Source organism: Aquimarina acroporae, assembly GCF_023195925.1.
Classification (GTDB): Bacteria; Bacteroidota; Bacteroidia; order Flavobacteriales; family Flavobacteriaceae; genus Aquimarina; species Aquimarina acroporae.
Window position 1 is genome coordinate 207,158 of the sequence record NZ_JALPRE010000011.1, and the last position, 17,529, is coordinate 224,686.

The following is a 17,529-nucleotide window of genomic DNA, read 5'->3' on the forward strand; positions in this document are numbered from 1 at the left end:
TTTTACCACTCTTTTAAGAAATTTCATCTATGTTATGATGAGTATTATGTTCTATTGCTTTTTTAGGTAGATGTACGAAGCATAAAAAGGTTGCGCTCAATTTTTTTTAAACTTATAAAAGGCTGTGATTTTAAGTTAAGTTTTGTTGTTAATAACGATTTTAGAATCCATATCGCAACTACAAAAAGAAATAGTACTTTAGCAAAAAGTTTAAGATAGATGTCGAATCCAGATATATTTGAACAACAAATGAGTACAGAGAAAGAAGCAAAACTAAAAGCACTAAAATTAACCCTAGATAAATTAGATAAAGCCTACGGAAAAGGAACCGTAATGAAAATGAGCGATAGCTCTGTTCAAGAGGTAGATGTTATTTCTACAGGATCTTTGGGTCTAGATTTGGCGCTTGGTGTGGGTGGTTACCCAAGAGGAAGAGTTATAGAGATTTACGGACCAGAATCTTCGGGTAAAACTACATTAACGCTACATGCTATTGCTCAAGCTCAAAAAGCAGGAGGTATTGCTGCTTTTATTGATGCAGAACATGCTTTTGATCGTTTTTATGCCGAAAAATTGGGTGTTGACATTGAAGATTTAATTATTTCGCAACCCGATCATGGAGAACAAGCTCTTGAAATTGCTGACAATTTAATTAGATCGGGAGCTATCGATATTATAGTAATAGATTCTGTTGCCGCTCTTACTCCAAAAAGCGAAATTGAGGGAGAAATGGGTGACTCAAAAATGGGATTACATGCTCGGTTAATGTCACAGGCACTTCGAAAATTGACAAGTTCTATCAGCAAAACAAATTGTACAGTTATTTTCATTAACCAGCTTCGTGAAAAGATCGGGGTAATGTTTGGTAACCCAGAAACTACAACTGGAGGTAACGCATTAAAATTTTATGCTTCGGTTCGTTTAGACATTCGTCGTTCTACACAAATAAAAGATAGTAACAGTGAAGTAATTGGAAATAAAACCAGAGTAAAAATTGTAAAAAACAAAGTAGCTCCTCCGTTTAGAACTGCAGAATTCGATATCATGTATGGAGAAGGGATTTCTAAAAATGGAGAAATTATAGATATTGGAGTTGCCTACGAAATTGTGAAGAAAAGTGGATCTTGGTTTAGCTATCAGGACACTAAGCTTGGTCAAGGTAGAGATGCTGTTAAGGCCTTACTCAATGACAATCCCGAATTAATGGAAGAATTAGAAGAAAAAATAAAAGAAGCGATCAAAATCGTTAAAGAGGAATAGAAAACCTTAATAAACTTGTAAAAACCTGTATTCATGGTCATGAATACAGGTTTTTTTTATACCTTAAAGCAACCATATTCTTCTCTTTACATCTATATATTAGATTAGATATTTTGTCTCTCTAACTGTAAGAATTATGAAAAGGATAAAAACTGTACTTGTATGTCTTTTGGCTACATTCCTAATAGGGTGTGATCTAGATGACGACAACACGAATTTCTTCTATGAATTGGTCTCTATCGAAAGTGTTTCTGTTCCAGATAGTTTTACAAGGGGTGAAACATACACTATAGATGTCAATTACTTCAGACCTTCTAGTTGTCATGGATTTGCTGGATTCGACTACAACAGATTTGCCAATGAACGAACTGTATCGGTTGTAAATTTGGTAGTAAACCCAGATAATTGCGAAGATTTGGGAACTACAGAATTAATTGAGCAATCGTTTGATTTTGTTGTAGGAATAGAAAATTCTTATGTATTCCGGTTTTGGCAAGGTCGAGACGACGACGGGAACAATCAATTTTTGACTATTGAAGTTCCTGTAGAAAACTAATCACATAAATCAAAAAAAGTATTGGTGGGTTTAGATCAACTCATAAAAAAATGTAAGAAAAAAAATGCTGAGGCACAGGAGCAATTGTACAGATTGTATAGTGGCAAATTATTCTCTATTTGCTTAAAATACTCTAAAGATTATCCTAGCGCCGAGGACACTTTGCAAGATGCATTTATAACTATTTTTGACAAGATCAATCAATACAAACATCAAGGTTCTTTTGAAGGATGGATAAAGCGTATTACCATAAACACAGCTTTACAGAAATATCGAAAACAAAAAGTCTTTGACATTGTTAATGAAGAACAAATAGAAGAAGTTGATGTAGAAATAGAAAATGAAGAAGTTTCATTAGACTATCTTTTGCATATCATACAGCAATTGCCAGATCGATACAGACTGGTATTTAATTTATATGTATTAGATGGCTATTCTCATAAAGAGATCGCAGAGATGCTTTCTATCTCGATAGGAACATCAAAATCTAATCTGGCCCGAGCCAGGAATATTTTAAAAACAAAAATCGAAGCCAATTCGGAACATTGTGTTCGAGCAATTGAAGAACGAAGATGAGTCATAAAAAAAATATAGATCGTTTATTCCAGGAGAAGTTTAAAGACTTTGAGGTTACTCCTGATGAATCGGTTTGGGAAAAAATTCAAGCTCAACAAAAGAAGAGTAAAAAAAGAGTTTTTCTAATTCCACTTTGGTATAAAGTAGGAGGAGCCGCAGCTTTGGTAGCCGTTATAGCCACCATTGGGTATTTTCTAACCAATAATAACCCTACTTCTACAACAAATACCACAATTGTAAATTCAGAAAAAACTGAAAACACAAATACTACCGAAGTGCCTCAAAATACCAGTCCTTCTGAAATCACACCAAACAAAATTGTTGAAAACGATCAAGAAAAAAATAGTATCAATAGCGATAAAGAAGATATTCAGTCTGTAGAAGACCATGCCACAGAAATAGTAAATACTAAAGAAACCTACAATATTCCCAATGATAAAAAATCTTTGACTAACACCAATTCGCCACTAAAGGCATCATCAACAAACAAAGCCAAAAACCCTTCAGAATCTAATACAAAAAATGCGATTGCGATTGCGCAAGACCAAACGAAAAATAGCCCTGTTATTGCGACTACTGAACCAGTGAAAAGCCAAAGCACAAATGAAAACAAAAATGCGAATGGTAATGTCATAAAAGAAAAAATTGCGCAACAGCAATCTAATAACAACCTTAAAGAAGATAACGCTACAACAGATCCTGTAAACGATGAGAAAAAATCTATTTTTGAAGCTATAGCTGAATCTAAGGACAATGAAAAGGAAGAAGAAACTCAAAGTTCTTCTACAAAACGGTGGATTGTATCCCCAAATATAGCTCCTGTTTATTACAATTCTATTGGGGAAGGATCCTCTATAGACTCTCAATTTGCCGATAACGAAAAAAATGGAGAGGTAAACCTTAGTTATGGGGTTCAAATATCTTATGCAGTGAATGACCGCCTTAGTATACGATCTGGTGTGAACAAAGTAGATCTTAGTTACAGTACGCAAGATGTTGGATTTAATCCTTCTGCTACAGGGCAAAACCTTTCAAATATAGACTACAGCCCTAACGGGACTGCAATTTTAATTTCTGATTTTGGCAACTCCAATATTTCTGACTCTTCATCATTTGAAGTGGCGAGAGATGTTATTAATCAAAGACAAAATATCGCATCACTTAACCAGAATATCGCATATATAGAAGTTCCTCTCGAAATGAAATATGCTATTTTGAATAAGAAATTAGGAGTGAATATGATAGGTGGTATAAGCACGCTTTTTCTTCAAGATAATGAAATTTCTCTAGAGGCCGGTGACTTCGAGACTGAGCTGGGAGAAGGAAATAATTTAAACGAAATTAGCTTCAGTGGTAATTTTGGCATAGGAATTGATTATAAAATATCAGATCAGTTTCAATTGAATTTAGAACCGATTTTAAAATATCAGTTCAACGCTTTTGAGAATTCTGATGATTTTAGACCCTATTATTTTGGTGTCTATACTGGAGTAAGTATAAAATTTTAAATCTATATAGAGATTTTAGTTTAGTTGGTTAGGCAATTATTGCTTAAAAAGGCAATGATGAGCAAAGCCGTTCCTGGGGAGGAGCGGCTTTTTTATTTTCTAATATCGTTTTCTAAAGTTTGAAGTATGATATCTCTAGTTGCCATTTTAAGCTCTTTCTTATTTGATTGAGTTAATCCTTTTGTAGAAATTTCTTTAAGAATATGTGCCCTCATTTTTCCAGGGCTCCCACTAAAAAAAGTGTATGAGAAACGTTTTTTATTGTCTAAAAATGTAAGCGGCAATATAGGAATTTGATGATCTATCGCTAGTCTGAAAGCGCCATCTTTAAAATCATCCAAAACAATAGATTCATCATCGGGAATACCTCCTTCAGGAAAAATACAAATACTGGTCCCATTGTTTAACCTTGCCTGTGCACTATCAAAAACCTCTTTTCTACTCTTTTGGTTACTGCGATCTACAAGAATACAGGTTCGTTTATAGAAAAAACCAAAAATTGGAATCTTCGCCAGCTCTTTCTTACCCACAAATACAAATGGATTCTTAACACAATACAACATTAACATAATATCTGTCATCGATGTATGATTTGCGACAAACATATAGCTTTGCTTACGATTGATTTCGGCTTCTTTTGAAACCATTGGAATAAAACCGCAACCATACAATACAATTTTGGCCCAGAAACGAGCAACTACAAAAAACTGAGGATACCATTGTTCTCTTGATGTAAATACCAGTAAAACAGGGAACATAATAATAATTGGTACACCCATAAGAATGTAGAACCAAATACGCCAAAGCAAAATGAGTATTTTCTTTATGATAAGCATCTCCCAAAAATACACAATTGGTTTGAGCTATGTTAACAAAAAAATTACCTTTGCCAGAAATTATCAAATTACTATGTCTAGAATACTAACAGGAGTACAAAGTACCGGAACACCACATTTAGGAAATTTACTTGGTGCAATTATTCCGGCCATTGCAATGGCAAATGAACCTGAAAACGAATCTTTCTTGTTTATTGCAGACATGCATTCTCTTACTCAGATTAAGGATGCAAAAACGTTGCGTGAGAATACATATTCTACTGCTGCTACCTGGTTGGCTTTTGGACTAGATATTGAAAAAACCGTTTTTTATAGACAAAGTGATATTCCTCAAGTAACTGAATTATCTTGGTACTTGAGCTGCTTTTTTCCATACCAGCGATTAACTCTTGCCCATTCGTTTAAAGATAAAGCAGATCGCCTTGAAGATGTAAACACTGGGCTTTTTACGTATCCTATGCTTATGGCTGCCGACATTTTATTATATGACGCCGAAATTGTACCTGTTGGTAAAGACCAGACTCAGCATCTTGAAATGACTAGAGATGTGGCCTCCAGAATGCATAATCAAGTTGGTGAAATTTTTGTATTACCTGAAATTCAATTACAAAAAGAAACCATGTATGTGCCTGGTACCGATGGAAGTAAAATGAGTAAGTCAAAAGGAAACATCATTAATCTATTTTTACCAGACAAGAAGTTAAGAAAACAGATTATGTCTATCGAAACCGATAGCACACCTCTTGAAGATCCTAAAGATCCAGATACCTGCAACGTATTTGCGCTTTATAAGCTAGTTGCAACTCCAGATCAGCAGGAAGAAATGCGTAAAAATTATTTAGGTGGTAACTATGGATACGGTCATGCAAAACAGGCCCTGTTTGAATTGATAATAGAAAAATTCTCTAAAGAGAGAGAACGCTACAACTATTATATGGAAAATTTGAATGAAGTAGATGATGCATTAGCCATTGGTGCTAAAAAAGCAACTGCAGTAGCCGACAAAGTGCTCGCACGAGTGCGTGAAAAAGTGGGGTATTAATTTTTACCTAAAAGTCGGTTATTGGTTGTTAATAATCTGAACTTTATGGATTATTTTTTTGATCTTACCTATAATTTCCTGAAATACCTTGAAAGGGTAACCGGTCTTTCATATGAAGAGATAAATGTAATTATTTGGTTTATTGGGATCCCTTTTTCTTGGTCTATTCTAATTGATAAAATCTATCAAAAAAACTATTTCAAAATTGGTTTTACAATATTAATACTTGCGATAGTCTCCCTTTTTGATTTTGAAAATTTTTCTAAAATTCTTTTTAATACATCGGTAGATTTTTTGAATTTTTTTATTGTCTTTGGTAGCACCTATAAAACCACATCTGTTATTATTTGTCTTTGTATTCCGTTTTTGATATATGCTTTTTTAATAAGAAAAGTATATTTTAGCAAAGCATCTTGAAGCTATTCTTTTAGATGATGCAAATCTTACCTCTATTTTTTGTAAATCCTTGAAAAATAGATGTCTTATGGATTTCCGTAAAGATTTTTTACATTTTAGTTATAGCTTGCCGATCGGTTTTTAAAAGATATAACCGTAAGTAAAATGTCTCAAAATGTTTAGCACCCCTCAATTTAGTAAATTTAGGAATAGTGAATTTATGCGTTATGTGAACGAAATAAAAAACATAACTACACGATATGACCCAAAAAATCTAAATATAGTTCCTCAAATCATCATCCTTAATGATCATTTCATTGCCCTACATACCGATGCTAAAAAGCAAGTCGAAAATACTACTTCAGATACCATTGAGGCTCTAGATAAAAGACGTGATTTAGCTATTATTGGTATGCAATCTGTTTGTCAAAGTTATACATATCATTACGATCCCGAAAAACGAGCTGCTGCCAGGGTATTATTGCATAGTTTTGATCAATGTGGGAAAATAATCATTTATCAAAACCATCATAACAAAACCGATATAATTAATAGACTATGTGAAGATTGGGAAAAAATCTCAGTTTTAAAAAACGCCCTTATTACCTTAAAACTTAACAAATGGGCGCAGGAATTAATAGAAGCTAATAGTAGTTTTAACTGGAAATATCTACAACAGAAAATCGAATTTGAGACTGTAAAACAACTACCAATCGATGAACATCGAAAAGCCATTGAAAACAGTTATTTTGTGTTGTTATCTCATATTTCAGTTTATAAATCGATATCAAACTCTGAAGACTATGATCGTCTTATAAATGATATTAATCATTTAACACTACAGTATAATCAGCTGGCCGAAAAAAGAATTCATATACAGGTCAATTCAGAATTGACCTGATCATAATATTTTAAAAACGTCTCTTCCAATTGTGTTTTATAGCCCTACTCTTTAATAGAGTAAAAAATACCTTTCAACAGAGACAAAAAAAGCCTGTGTAAAACACAGGCTTTTACTTAACACTAAAAATCATCAAACTTTTGAATAAATAAATTTGAGTTTTGTTCTAGGACCTAGATCTCGGTCATTATATACCGTAGAAACCACCAGGTTTCCGTTTTCTATAGTTACTACAGAGCCTACCAAAGAAAGTATATTGTTCTTATCATAAATAAATAGAAACATTCCTTCTGGATTTCGTTTCCAATCACCTTTGGTCTCCTGATCATCTTTTGAGCAATCTCCAAGGAGGTTTGAACTCTCGAAATAGCTTTTTTCGACAAATCGACCACTTTTTAAAATTTCTAATGTTGTCGCTTTATCACAATTTGACAAAGGAAATTCTTTTAAAGGAGTATCCCCTCCCTCATTACTATATTCTTGCTTCAATTTCCATACACCTATAATAGTAGTTTCAGGAGTATTATTACCACCACTACCACACGAGCACATCAAAATGCAGAACGCAAAAAACCGCAATGTATAGACGAGTAGTAGTTTTTTCATATAGTGTAGTTCCAATTACATGGCAAAAATCAGAAAAACACTTCAAATTAACAAATTTTTAACGTTAAAATATGCGTTTTAACGATAATAAATGCATTTTATCGATATTTATTAGATCACCTATTTCTATAACAATCTTATAAGAAATTACTCAAAACCAAACTTTTTTCACAACGTTTTTGAGAAATTTATGCAATAACTGTAATTCCAAATGTTTGAAAAAAAACCACGAATACGCCATATAAACTGCTTCTCAATTTTAAAAGTAAATGAAGATTTGAAAATTTCAAACTAAATTATTAGTTCAAACTAAAAATTTAGTTTATATTTGTTTCAATTCTATTATTTCATTTTATATATAATTATGAAACAACTTACCAAAGCCGAAGAAGATATTATGAAAATACTATGGCAACTACAGGAAGCCAGTGTAGTATCCATCTTAGAGCAAATACCTGAGCCTAAGCCTGCTTATAATACTGTTTCTACTATTGTAAGAATACTTGAGGAAAAAGAATTTGTAAACTATAGAAAAGAAGGAAGAATACATATATACATACCCATTGTTAAAAAATCTGATTATAGTAACCAAAGTATAAATAAGTTAGTAGATGGTTATTTTCAAGGTTCTTTCAAAAGCTTGGTATCCTTCTTTATTAAGAAAAATGATATCAGTCTCGAAGAAATGGAAGCTGCTCTTAAAGAAATTAATACCGAAGAAGAATGATACATTATCTCTTACAAATCATCGCCATACAACTTCTTTTTTTACTAGTGTATGATTTATTTTTGAAAAAAGAGACCTTTTTTACTGGGAATCGCTTGTATCTTATTGCAAGCCCCGTGCTAAGCTTAATTATACCTTTTATAAAAGTAGATACAATAAGAGAACGTATTCCCGACCAATACATCATTCAATTACCTGAAATATTATTAAATACAAACAGAATACAACCTATACAACTTCCCGAAATTGTATTAACCTCTTCTACCCCTTCATTACAATTCATTAATGTATCTCAAATACTATTTGCGGTGTGGTTTCTAGGCGCCGCTTTTAGTCTATTCCTATTTTTATTAAAAATTCATAAAATATTAAAATTTAAACGTAGCGGTGCCAAAACAAAGATTGATACTTTTACTATTATATCACTCCCAAACACAACGTCCGCATTTTCTTTTTTTAGAACCATATTTTTAGGAGAACTCCTTTCTGAAACCAAAAGAGCTAACATCCTTCTGCATGAAAAAACACATGTTTCTCAATACCATTCTTTAGACCTCATCTTTTTTGAAGTCCTACGTATTGCAATGTGGTTCAACCCATTAGTATATATGTATCAACATCGAATTACAGTACTACAAGAATATATCGCAGATGCTAAGGCAGTTTCAGAAACTAGCAAAAAGGAATATTATCAAAACCTATTATCGCAGGTGTTCCAGACAGACAACATATCATTTATCAATACATTTTTCAATCATTCATTAATTAAAAAACGAATCGTTATGTTACAAAAATCAAAATCGAAGAAAATATTTCAACTGAAATATTTATTACTTATCCCTGTAGTATCTGTAATGTTGGTCTATACCTCCTGCAGTGATGAAACAAGTGCACAAACTAGTGCCGCTCAAACTCCATTATTGGAAAAGATCAATGCGGTGCATGAACAATTACAGATACAGGGTAATGTAAGCCCAGAAGAAGAAGAAGCACTAAAAAAAATGGCACTGTTGGTCACCAATGATTTTACAAACCCAAAATACGCAAACACTATAGACGCTATGGCATTACCTTTTGGTACTATTGAAAAAGTGCCTGTATATCCTGGCTGTGAAGGCCTTTCTCAAGAAGGAATCAAAAAATGCTTTGGAGAGAAAATTTCACAATTTATCACCTCAGAATTCAATGTAAAAGTTGCTGAAGAAGAAAATATTAGTGGACGGCAAAAAATTGGAGTACAATTTTCTATTGGAAGAGACGGTAAGATAAAGAATATCAAAACCAAAAATAAGCATCTTAGTCTTAGAAATGAAGCTATCAGGGTGCTCGAAAACCTTCCTGCTATGACTCCAGGACAACAACAAGGGGTTAATGTCTCTGTTCTTTATGAATTACCTATTGTATTTGAAATAAAGTAAAGGAAAACCATTTTATACAGAAAAGCCAAAACCCAAAGGTTTTGGCTTTTGTCGTTTCTGATATACTGTTATTACTTTACTAGAATTCCTCGTTGATCCATTACTGGTAAATCCTGAAAGGCATTTTCATTAATGGTATTCTTCCTGAAAAGGTATTTTTTGTCATACAACTTACCCTCTGCAAAAAAAGTAACGGTAAATTCATTATTCATTCCAAGAAGTTCTTCTTGTATCATTTCAATTTTTGCTGAAGATTTTGCAGCAACCGTACCAATACCATGTCTCAGTAACGATGTTTTACGTTCATTATCATAACCTTTGGTAACGATAAGTACCATTTCTATGGGTGTATCTCTATCATTAATGATATAAGAATTCCAATCTTGAGCCAAAAATTCTTCATTCCATTCTTTAACCACAGCGATATATACATTTTCGACTACTGGTATTTCAATATCTTTTTTCACAATAAGAAATCCTTTGGAATTATAATGAAGATTTAAACTGCTCTAAAAAACGAACATCGTTTTCACTTAGCATTCTAATATCAGAGATTCCATATAAAAGTAATGCGATACGATCGATTCCCATTCCGAAAGCAAATCCGCTGTATTCTTCTGGATCAATATTACAATTCTTAAGCACGTTTGGATCTACCATACCGCAACCCATAATCTCAAGCCATCCTGTACCTTTGGTCATTTTATAATCTGTCTCTGTCTCAAGACCCCAATATACATCTACTTCTGCACTTGGTTCTGTAAACGGAAAGTATGAAGGTCTTAAACGTATCTTTGACTTCCCAAACATTTCGGTAGTAAAATATTGCAAGGTCTGTTTCAAATCTGCAAAGGATACGTTCTTATCTATGTATAAACCTTCTACCTGGTGAAAGAAACAATGTGATCTTGCCGAAATTGCTTCATTTCTATACACCCTTCCTGGTGAAATAGTTCGTATAGGAGGTTGATTGTTCTCCATATACCTTACTTGAACCGAAGATGTATGAGTTCTTAATAAAATATCTGGGTCAGTTTGCACAAAAAAAGTATCCTGCATATCTCTAGCGGGGTGATATTCTGGTAAATTAAGTGCCGTAAAGTTATGCCAATCATCTTCTATCTCAGGACCTTCACTTACATTAAACCCTATGCGTGAAAATATATCGATGATTTGGTTTTTTACTAACGAAATTGGGTGCCTAGATCCAAGATTAATCGGTTCAGAAGGTCTAGTGAGATCCCCATATTTTCCGTTTTCCTCTTCTTTAGACTCTAGCTCTTCCTTTAGAGATTTTACTTTACTTTCTGCAGCTACTTTAAGAGCATTTATAGCTTGTCCAAATTCCTTTTTCTGGTCATTGGCTATATTTCTAAACTCAGCAAAAAAGTCATTTATTAAACCTTTCTTTCCAGAAAACTTAATTCTAAATGCTTCTACTTCCTCCTTGGTTTTAGCCTTGAAACCATCAACTTCTGCTATGTACTCTTTTATTTTATCAATCATCACTATTTACTTAATAGAAGGGCAAATTTAGCGAATTAATATCATAAAAAAACGCCTTCTAATTAGAAAACGTTTCTCTGGTCATATTACCAAATATGTCCTTATAAATTTAACACTACAAAATTAATTTCTTGATAAAATAAAGATCATCTAATTTTTAACCAGAATATCTCTTTGCACAATTTCTTCTCCCTGAAACTCAAACGTAGTTTCAATAGAAAAAACAGTTCCATTTTCACTTATAACACAACTGTATGGTTCTTCGTTACTTTCTGTCATAGTATATTTGCTATCTCCAAGATTTTTCCAGGTTCCCTCTGCAGTATGAGAAACCTCGCAGGTACTTCCTGCTACTCTATGAAATGTAGAATTTAAAGTTTCATTTTCAGAAAAGATAACTTGATCATTTTTAAAACAGTCATCTAATGCGATAGCTTCTCCGTTATGAAACCTTTCTGAAAGGGTCCATTTTCCAACAATTGGATCATTATTTTGATCATCATCTGAACTACAGGACGCAAAAAAAACAACAATACATACTGCATACAAAAGAGTATTTTTTTTCATGGGTATTTAATTGGTTTGTTTACATGGTTGTAACCTTCTAAAGAAAGTCTGGCCGTAAAATTATCATCCCGAAACTATCAAATTGAATTTTACGCTGTTAATTTTACTCTAATTCACCTTTTATTAACAAAACTTTTTGCTACTTTTTTTGTAGCAATGCTACATATTTAATAGTTTTGCTATGTTTTTAATAGCTAACTACAATTATTATGTCATTTCCAACTCCAGGCAAACCAGTAAGAGGATCTAAATCAGGTAATCATTTAATGGCTCTTTTTGATCTTTTAGGCAGAAGTTGGTCGATGGGCATTATCTGGAGGTTGCATGAAGGACCATGTACTTTTAGAGCACTTCAAGAACGATGTGAATCTATATCACCTTCTACACTAAATAAACGTTTAAAAGAACTAGTACAAGCAGCTATGATAAAAAGAACGCTAGAAGGCTATGCTCTTACTAAAAAAGGAGAGGAAATATTTCAATTATTGCATCCATTGGAAGATTGGGCAAGAAATTGGGCAAAAGATTTTTAATACATAAAACTACATATCATGAGTAAAGTAAATTTGGTTATCGTTGGGACCATTAATCCCAACGAAAAGGAAGCCTTGTCGTATTATGTTGAGCAAGTTGGTAAACTTTATAGCGACGTAAATGCGAAATCTGTAGGGAAATATAAAATATCTGAATCTCTTATTGGAGAACACATTCCTAGTCTCGTATCGGTTATGGAATTTGATGATATGAAATCTCTGGAAGAAGTTTTTGAAGGAGCTGCTTATCAAGAACTACTACCCTATCGAGATAAGGCATTTTCAAAATTAGAGGCTTATATTAGTTAAATCATTCAAGAAGACTAGTATACAAAAACAGGGTTTCATATCGAGTGATATGAAACCCTGTTTTTCGTGTTGTATTTGCTTTTATATTAAGCAACTAGTCTATATACTGACTTATCACAAAATAATTTACAATAGCTTCTTTCATCAAAACAGATTGTTCTCCAGCCTTAAGATGCGGCAGTTGTTCTTTGGTTTTGTAGTGTGGCCATCCGTCGTTGTCGTAATAATCAAATTCGTAATACCCATAAGGTTCTAAAAGTCTACATATAGCAATATGCATAAGGTCCATTTTTTCATCTTTCTTGAATCTACGATGAATTTGTCCTAATTCTTGCACTCCTATAAGGTATATTATTCCGTCAAGATCTAAATCTTCTCCTTCGGCAAATTGTTCAGAGAGCTTATTTACCAATGTCTCCCATCTCTCTTTTAATTTCTCATCTCTAGCCATAAACTATCATCCTTCTACAAAAAGTTAAGCGCTACAAAAGTAACGCTTAACCCAAAAAAACAACTATAAAATCTATGAAATCTTATAACTTCCAGGAAACTCCTAATCCTATATATTGGTTACGGTAATTTCGAAATGACCGTGCATCGATATCGGTATAATTTGTACTTCTAACTCTTGAATACAGGGTGGAGGTAATTGAAAACCCATTGCGTATTTCATGGGAAGCATTTATACTGAAATTTGCATATTCATATTTTAGTTTATCCCCAATTAACCCTTCGGTATCTCTAGCATCTATATCGGTATAATTTCTTGTAATAAACGACAAACCAGATCGTATTTTTGTTGCCTTATTTTTATACAGCATGGTGATTCCCGGTCCAAATTGATTAAAGCCCGAACGACCAGTCGAATTATCTATTCGTTTATAATAAACAACATTGGGTGTGATTCTAAGTTTCTCATTAATTGGTAATTGATAAAACAAATTTCCTTTTAAATAGTCCCAATCCCTCTCTCCGTCGCTGTCTATTTCACTAGCATTAAAAGTTTCATATTTTCTTTTCTTGGCATATGCACTAAATCCCAATTTATGCTCCAGACTATTCACATCAAAAGATTGTACAGTAGTAAATTGTACTCCATATTCATCAAACTCAAGATCTCGAACTCCAAATGCATCAAAATCTTTAAAATTATAGAAACTCTCTACTCTGGTTTCATTGTTATCGAAAAGTATAAATTCCAGACCGGCGGTTGCTCCATAGTTGGTATATCCTAATGGGTTAATAAGTACATCTTGATCACCACCTAAGCCTTCTCTATTCATTCTTTTAAATCTTAACTCTGTTAAAAACGTTGTTTTCTTACTGAATTTATGATCATACTTTGCTGTTGTATTCAGACTCCAATAGCTATCATCAAAATTCTCATAGAATAATCGCGAAAAGGGATTTGCCAATAATCGTATCCTATTCTTTCCCCATTTGTATCGATATCTATACGTAACTTCTATGTCTTGATAAATGCTACTCGCAATTAGATCATTTTCTGTTAATACTACCCCTTCAGAACGTATGGTTTTTGGGCTTTTAAAATAATTATATTCGTATCCACCTTGACTTTCAACTTCAAATGAAGTTTTACTTTGTGCACAAATCAAATTAATGCCTAGCAATACTGTAATTCCAAATACTATTTTTCTAGTTTGCATAGTTTTCTTTTAGCTTCTGTTTTTGTTTAAATCGTTTATTTTCTCTTTAAGCCCTTGTTGATTTACCAATTGAATTCCTAATCCCGGACGAACGTTAATTTCCATGATTTGAGGTCCTTTGTATTTATCAATAACAATGTCGATACCCAGGTAGTTTAATGGGAAAGCTTTTGCAGTAGCGATAGAAATTTCCAGAATTTCATTCCAGTAGGGGATCGATACATTTTCAACTATGAATTTACTATCGGGATGATGGTCGAAATAATTTTTACCATCATAAACCTGCGTGAGCGTTCCTCTTTTCATATCTACCCCAATTCCTACTCCATTTTGATGCAAATTGGCTTTACCATCTGATCTATCAGTTGGCATTCTTAGCATACCCATAAGTGGTTGATGATCCAAGGTGATGATTCTAAAATCTGGAACTCCAGATGGATATATTTGCTGAAAAAAAGGATCTGGTTCTATACATTCTTCAATTAATACTCTATCGTGAGAACCCAAAGAATAAAACCCCATGATAGTTGCCGCCATATGCTGAAAAATCTGACGCTCCTCTACAGGTTTACCACTGCTGATCCAAATGCCGTTATGATCTTTCTTTAGAATTTTGATACCTCCTCCTCCACTTCCACGAGCAGGTTTTATGGCCAAAGCATTTTTATTCTTACACAACTCCCAAGCTGCTTTTATATCACTGTTATACTCTATCACCGCATACGTCTCTGCACAGGGAATATCATATTGATGTAAGATTTCTTTGGTGAGTACCTTATCATCGGCCAAGGGATAATGTCTTTTGTTATTATTTGGATAAATGAGTTTAATATTTCTTTCATTAAGCCCAATTACATTTGATTTCTTGTGTGATTTCATAGGGGAAAAATTTATGAGCATGACTATAGTTGTATTTTTTTTGGTTGATTGAATAATGGGGCGAATCGGTAGTATTCTACCCATCGTATACCGATATATCTTCCCAAGAGCATTGCCAACGAAATAATAAGTAGTAAACATTCTGGAAAAATAATGAGCAAAGCGGGCAAAGCCGACCATGACAAAAACCCATAGCATATTATAGTAGCCAAAAGTGTCTGTCCTAATTTTTCTATAGCCAACTTGTGTCCATCCTCAATAGTAGCACGAGAAAAACGCTCTGCCGCAATCGTTAAAATAATCGTTGGAAAAAATGTTAAGGTCGTAAGCCAGGTGACGTTGAATCGTATTCCAATCATCGTTGCGATAATCATCAAGCCTACCATAATACTCAATGAAATTACCAGCTTTGGGGTGTACAATAGCCCAATTCTGTCAAATGGATACGAGATTAAACCTACCAGTAGAATTAAACACACAAACATGATCATTCCCGAAATAAAACCGGTATGTAATAGAGAAAAAGCAATTAATACAGGAAGAAAAACACCAAACGTTTTAACTCCCACAACATTTCTTAAAAACGCCACTAAAAGCCCTCCTATTGGGAGTAACAGAAGTAAATTAAGTGCATTTTCTGGAATAATTCTTTTCTCAACCAAACGCCACAGAGAAATACTTGATAACTGTCTAATTTCTTCAGAGTTGAGTTTTAAGAAAGGAATGTGATTAATACTCTCTACTTCATAGGTATAATCAAACTGAATTCCAGGGGTATGCGTAATCAAAAACTCATCGCCTTCATAAATCTCCAAATAATTTGCAGGGATATAGGCAAAGTGATTGTTTAAAGCATCAAACGGAACCCAATGTTCATTAATCAAAACTTCTGCCCAAACATGAGATGTTCTTTTATTGGTATTTTCAAGAATTATACCTCCCTTTATTCTTGCGGGATATCCCAAATTTCTGCAAAGCGCCACAAACAACCTACTTTTTCCATTGCACGAAGCTCGATTTTGTTCTATGGCCGTTAATGCATCAGTGAGTGTGATTATAGGTGCTGAAGGAATTTCAGCCACATAATCAAAAATACTTTTAATCATTTGGCTATCGTTCTTGGCTCTCTTCGTCAATCGATTAGCTAGCTGAGTAATCTTGGCATCTTTTGCCTGAATATTCTCTGTTGCATGTAAATAGTATTGATGTTTTTCTGAAGCATTATCAAATTGCTGTGGTAAGGTGAATCTTTTTTCCTTTCCCTGAAAAATAAATTCATAGTTGATAGAGTGATAAGTATTAACAGCTTTTGTTCTCCAAATTACCTTTTTGTTGCTCGCTAATCCTTTTTTCGAAAACAACAGTGTACTATCACTCTTATTATTATATTTAGAAATTTGCTGCCTCGAATTACTATTTGGAATAAAGGTTTTTACCGTCGTATTTTTATCTCCAGATTTAAAAAAGTAATTATAGTTTACCTTATACACCTGCTGTGCCTTAAAATCATCATAATTTTCTAATACTGGTTTTATTTTGAAACCAATAGACACCAACGCCAAAACGGTAATGCTTATTAATACGATTTTGATATTTGTTTGAGAATTCATAATCCGTTATTTTTGGGTTAATAACAGGTGAGATGAAATTCACCCTACCTGAAATCGAAAAAAAATTTCCTTTTATATGGAGAAATCCTCAAAATCTGTATGTGATCGCCCCGTTTTTACAGAATTATTTGAGAGTCATGCCGAGGCTGTTCGCAACTTTATATATTACAAGTGTGGAGATAAAGAACAGGCCGAAGATGTGATGCAAGAAGCTTTCATCAAAATGTGGCACCATTGTAAAAAGGTGATCTTCGAAAAAGCAAAAGGATTTCTTTGTACAGTAGCCAATAATCTATTTCTCAATCAAGTGGCTCGCCAAAAGGTTCGATTAGAATACACTAAACTACCGCATAGTAATAAGAATATAGAATCTCCAGATTTTGTTATGGAAGAAAAAGAGTTTATGAATAAACTACAAGATGCTATTGCTGAACTTCCTGATGGACAAAGAGAAGTTTTCTTATTAAATCGAATAGATAAAAAAACCTACACCGAAATTGCTGAAATGCTTGGTGTTTCTGTCAAAGCTGTAGAAAAACGAATGCATAATGCATTAAAAAAAATGAGAATATTAGTAAAAAACATCTAGATCATGGTAGGGTATTTTTAAACTTACCTGTTTATGGTTAAGA

At 33.4% G+C, this 17,529-nt stretch carries 20 protein-coding genes; 11 read left to right on the top strand and 9 right to left on the bottom strand.

Going from position 1 to position 17,529, the window contains the following annotated elements; genetic code table 11:
- Nucleotides 1-249: 249 nt before the first annotated feature.
- The 4 genes from recA (at nt 250) to M0D21_RS16650 (ending at nt 3,900) form a co-directional block, all read left to right on the top strand.
- Nucleotides 250-1,260, top strand: a complete 1,011-nt coding sequence (recA, locus tag M0D21_RS16635; protein ID WP_248331907.1) for a recombinase RecA — start codon at nt 250-252, stop codon at nt 1,258-1,260.
- A 136-nt stretch (nt 1,261-1,396) separates the two neighbouring features.
- Nucleotides 1,397-1,816: a hypothetical protein gene (locus M0D21_RS16640; RefSeq protein ID WP_248331613.1), complete on the top strand. Its 420-nt coding sequence runs from the start codon at nt 1,397-1,399 to the stop codon at nt 1,814-1,816.
- 24 nt (nt 1,817-1,840) lie between these two features.
- Entirely contained in the window at nt 1,841-2,392 is a 552-nt protein-coding gene (locus tag M0D21_RS16645; protein WP_248331615.1) for an RNA polymerase sigma factor, read from the top strand.
- Complete coding sequence (locus M0D21_RS16650; RefSeq protein ID WP_248331617.1) at nt 2,389-3,900, top strand: outer membrane beta-barrel protein; 1,512 nt, start codon at nt 2,389-2,391, stop codon at nt 3,898-3,900. The genes M0D21_RS16645 and M0D21_RS16650 overlap by 4 nt, the downstream gene beginning before the upstream one ends.
- A gap of 92 nt (nt 3,901-3,992) precedes the next feature.
- Here M0D21_RS16650 and M0D21_RS16655 read toward each other — a convergent pair whose 3' ends face one another.
- Nucleotides 3,993-4,736 carry a lysophospholipid acyltransferase family protein gene (locus M0D21_RS16655; RefSeq protein WP_248331619.1) on the bottom strand — a complete coding sequence of 248 codons (744 nt, stop codon included), beginning with the start codon at nt 4,734-4,736 and terminating at the stop codon, nt 3,993-3,995.
- 73 nt (nt 4,737-4,809) lie between these two features.
- On the opposite strand from M0D21_RS16655, the gene trpS reads away from it, so the two are divergent.
- Entirely contained in the window at nt 4,810-5,778 is a 969-nt protein-coding gene (gene trpS / locus M0D21_RS16660) for a tryptophan--tRNA ligase (RefSeq protein ID WP_248331621.1), read from the top strand.
- 571 nt (nt 5,779-6,349) lie between these two features.
- Nucleotides 6,350-7,075, top strand: coding sequence for a DUF6261 family protein (locus M0D21_RS16665; RefSeq protein ID WP_248331623.1), 726 nt, complete (start codon nt 6,350-6,352; stop codon nt 7,073-7,075).
- 132 nt (nt 7,076-7,207) lie between these two features.
- On the opposite strand, the gene M0D21_RS16670 is transcribed toward M0D21_RS16665, so the two are convergent.
- Nucleotides 7,208-7,681, bottom strand: a complete 474-nt coding sequence (locus M0D21_RS16670; protein ID WP_248331625.1) for a hypothetical protein — start codon at nt 7,679-7,681, stop codon at nt 7,208-7,210.
- A gap of 364 nt (nt 7,682-8,045) precedes the next feature.
- Here M0D21_RS16670 and M0D21_RS16675 point away from each other — a divergent pair, with 364 nt between their 5' ends.
- Nucleotides 8,046-8,408: a BlaI/MecI/CopY family transcriptional regulator gene (locus tag M0D21_RS16675; RefSeq protein ID WP_248331627.1), complete on the top strand. Its 363-nt coding sequence runs from the start codon at nt 8,046-8,048 to the stop codon at nt 8,406-8,408.
- Complete coding sequence (locus M0D21_RS16680) at nt 8,405-9,826, top strand: M56 family metallopeptidase (RefSeq protein ID WP_248331629.1); 1,422 nt, start codon at nt 8,405-8,407, stop codon at nt 9,824-9,826. The genes M0D21_RS16675 and M0D21_RS16680 overlap by 4 nt, the downstream gene beginning before the upstream one ends.
- A 71-nt stretch (nt 9,827-9,897) precedes the next feature.
- On the opposite strand, the gene M0D21_RS16685 is transcribed toward M0D21_RS16680, so the two are convergent.
- The 3 genes from M0D21_RS16685 to M0D21_RS16695 all read right to left on the bottom strand — a co-directional run bounded on the left by M0D21_RS16685 (nt 9,898) and on the right by M0D21_RS16695 (nt 11,899).
- Nucleotides 9,898-10,293 (bottom strand): hypothetical protein, encoded by a 396-nt coding sequence (locus M0D21_RS16685; protein ID WP_248331631.1) that lies wholly within the window; start codon nt 10,291-10,293, stop codon nt 9,898-9,900.
- Between the two features lie 19 nt (nt 10,294-10,312).
- Entirely contained in the window at nt 10,313-11,332 is a 1,020-nt protein-coding gene (gene pheS / locus M0D21_RS16690) for a phenylalanine--tRNA ligase subunit alpha (RefSeq protein ID WP_248331633.1), read from the bottom strand.
- A 150-nt stretch (nt 11,333-11,482) separates the two neighbouring features.
- Nucleotides 11,483-11,899, bottom strand: a complete 417-nt coding sequence (locus M0D21_RS16695) for a lipocalin-like domain-containing protein (protein ID WP_248331636.1) — start codon at nt 11,897-11,899, stop codon at nt 11,483-11,485.
- A 209-nt stretch (nt 11,900-12,108) separates the two neighbouring features.
- Between M0D21_RS16695 and M0D21_RS16700 the strand changes: the two genes are divergently transcribed.
- Together M0D21_RS16700 and M0D21_RS16705 are read left to right on the top strand one after the other, a co-directional pair.
- Complete coding sequence (locus M0D21_RS16700; protein ID WP_248331638.1) at nt 12,109-12,432, top strand: winged helix-turn-helix transcriptional regulator; 324 nt, start codon at nt 12,109-12,111, stop codon at nt 12,430-12,432.
- An 18-nt stretch (nt 12,433-12,450) separates the two neighbouring features.
- Nucleotides 12,451-12,741: a DUF1330 domain-containing protein gene (locus M0D21_RS16705; RefSeq protein ID WP_248331640.1), complete on the top strand. Its 291-nt coding sequence runs from the start codon at nt 12,451-12,453 to the stop codon at nt 12,739-12,741.
- Nucleotides 12,742-12,835: 94 nt separating this feature from the next.
- Here M0D21_RS16705 and M0D21_RS16710 read toward each other — a convergent pair whose 3' ends face one another.
- The 4 genes from M0D21_RS16710 to M0D21_RS16725 form a co-directional block, all read right to left on the bottom strand.
- The gene (locus M0D21_RS16710; protein WP_248331642.1) at nt 12,836-13,192 is read right to left on the bottom strand and encodes a hypothetical protein; all 357 of its coding nucleotides are present in this window, start codon (nt 13,190-13,192) and stop codon (nt 12,836-12,838) included.
- Between the two features lie 82 nt (nt 13,193-13,274).
- Complete coding sequence (locus tag M0D21_RS16715; protein ID WP_248331644.1) at nt 13,275-14,408, bottom strand: hypothetical protein; 1,134 nt, start codon at nt 14,406-14,408, stop codon at nt 13,275-13,277.
- 9 nt (nt 14,409-14,417) lie between these two features.
- Nucleotides 14,418-15,287, bottom strand: coding sequence for a sugar-transfer associated ATP-grasp domain-containing protein (locus M0D21_RS16720; RefSeq protein WP_248331646.1), 870 nt, complete (start codon nt 15,285-15,287; stop codon nt 14,418-14,420).
- A 23-nt stretch (nt 15,288-15,310) separates the two neighbouring features.
- The gene (locus M0D21_RS16725) at nt 15,311-16,897 is read right to left on the bottom strand and encodes a 7TM domain-containing protein (protein WP_248331648.1); all 1,587 of its coding nucleotides are present in this window, start codon (nt 16,895-16,897) and stop codon (nt 15,311-15,313) included.
- A 76-nt stretch (nt 16,898-16,973) separates the two neighbouring features.
- Here M0D21_RS16725 and M0D21_RS16730 point away from each other — a divergent pair, with 76 nt between their 5' ends.
- The gene (locus tag M0D21_RS16730) at nt 16,974-17,486 is read left to right on the top strand and encodes an RNA polymerase sigma factor (RefSeq protein ID WP_248331650.1); all 513 of its coding nucleotides are present in this window, start codon (nt 16,974-16,976) and stop codon (nt 17,484-17,486) included.
- Nucleotides 17,487-17,529 lie beyond the last annotated feature (43 nt).

Excerpts from the sequence above, each read along its gene's own strand:
- recA (WP_248331907.1), top strand. The coding sequence starts at position 250 with ATGAGTACAGAGAAAGAAGCAAAACTAAAAGCACTAAAATTAACCCTA.
- M0D21_RS16640 (WP_248331613.1), top strand. The coding sequence starts at position 1,397 with ATGAAAAGGATAAAAACTGTACTTGTATGTCTTTTGGCTACATTCCTA.
- M0D21_RS16650 (WP_248331617.1), top strand. The coding sequence starts at position 2,389 with ATGAGTCATAAAAAAAATATAGATCGTTTATTCCAGGAGAAGTTTAAA.
- M0D21_RS16655 (WP_248331619.1), bottom strand. The coding sequence starts at position 4,736 with ATGCTTATCATAAAGAAAATACTCATTTTGCTTTGGCGTATTTGGTTC.
- trpS (WP_248331621.1), top strand. The coding sequence starts at position 4,810 with ATGTCTAGAATACTAACAGGAGTACAAAGTACCGGAACACCACATTTA.
- M0D21_RS16665 (WP_248331623.1), top strand. The coding sequence starts at position 6,350 with ATGTTTAGCACCCCTCAATTTAGTAAATTTAGGAATAGTGAATTTATG.
- M0D21_RS16670 (WP_248331625.1), bottom strand. The coding sequence starts at position 7,681 with ATGAAAAAACTACTACTCGTCTATACATTGCGGTTTTTTGCGTTCTGC.
- M0D21_RS16675 (WP_248331627.1), top strand. The coding sequence starts at position 8,046 with ATGAAACAACTTACCAAAGCCGAAGAAGATATTATGAAAATACTATGG.
- M0D21_RS16680 (WP_248331629.1), top strand. The coding sequence starts at position 8,405 with ATGATACATTATCTCTTACAAATCATCGCCATACAACTTCTTTTTTTA.
- pheS (WP_248331633.1), bottom strand. The coding sequence starts at position 11,332 with ATGATTGATAAAATAAAAGAGTACATAGCAGAAGTTGATGGTTTCAAG.
- M0D21_RS16695 (WP_248331636.1), bottom strand. The coding sequence starts at position 11,899 with ATGAAAAAAAATACTCTTTTGTATGCAGTATGTATTGTTGTTTTTTTT.
- M0D21_RS16700 (WP_248331638.1), top strand. The coding sequence starts at position 12,109 with ATGTCATTTCCAACTCCAGGCAAACCAGTAAGAGGATCTAAATCAGGT.
- M0D21_RS16705 (WP_248331640.1), top strand. The coding sequence starts at position 12,451 with ATGAGTAAAGTAAATTTGGTTATCGTTGGGACCATTAATCCCAACGAA.
- M0D21_RS16710 (WP_248331642.1), bottom strand. The coding sequence starts at position 13,192 with ATGGCTAGAGATGAGAAATTAAAAGAGAGATGGGAGACATTGGTAAAT.
- M0D21_RS16715 (WP_248331644.1), bottom strand. The coding sequence starts at position 14,408 with ATGCAAACTAGAAAAATAGTATTTGGAATTACAGTATTGCTAGGCATT.
- M0D21_RS16720 (WP_248331646.1), bottom strand. The coding sequence starts at position 15,287 with ATGAAATCACACAAGAAATCAAATGTAATTGGGCTTAATGAAAGAAAT.
- M0D21_RS16725 (WP_248331648.1), bottom strand. The coding sequence starts at position 16,897 with ATGAATTCTCAAACAAATATCAAAATCGTATTAATAAGCATTACCGTT.
- M0D21_RS16730 (WP_248331650.1), top strand. The coding sequence starts at position 16,974 with ATGGAGAAATCCTCAAAATCTGTATGTGATCGCCCCGTTTTTACAGAA.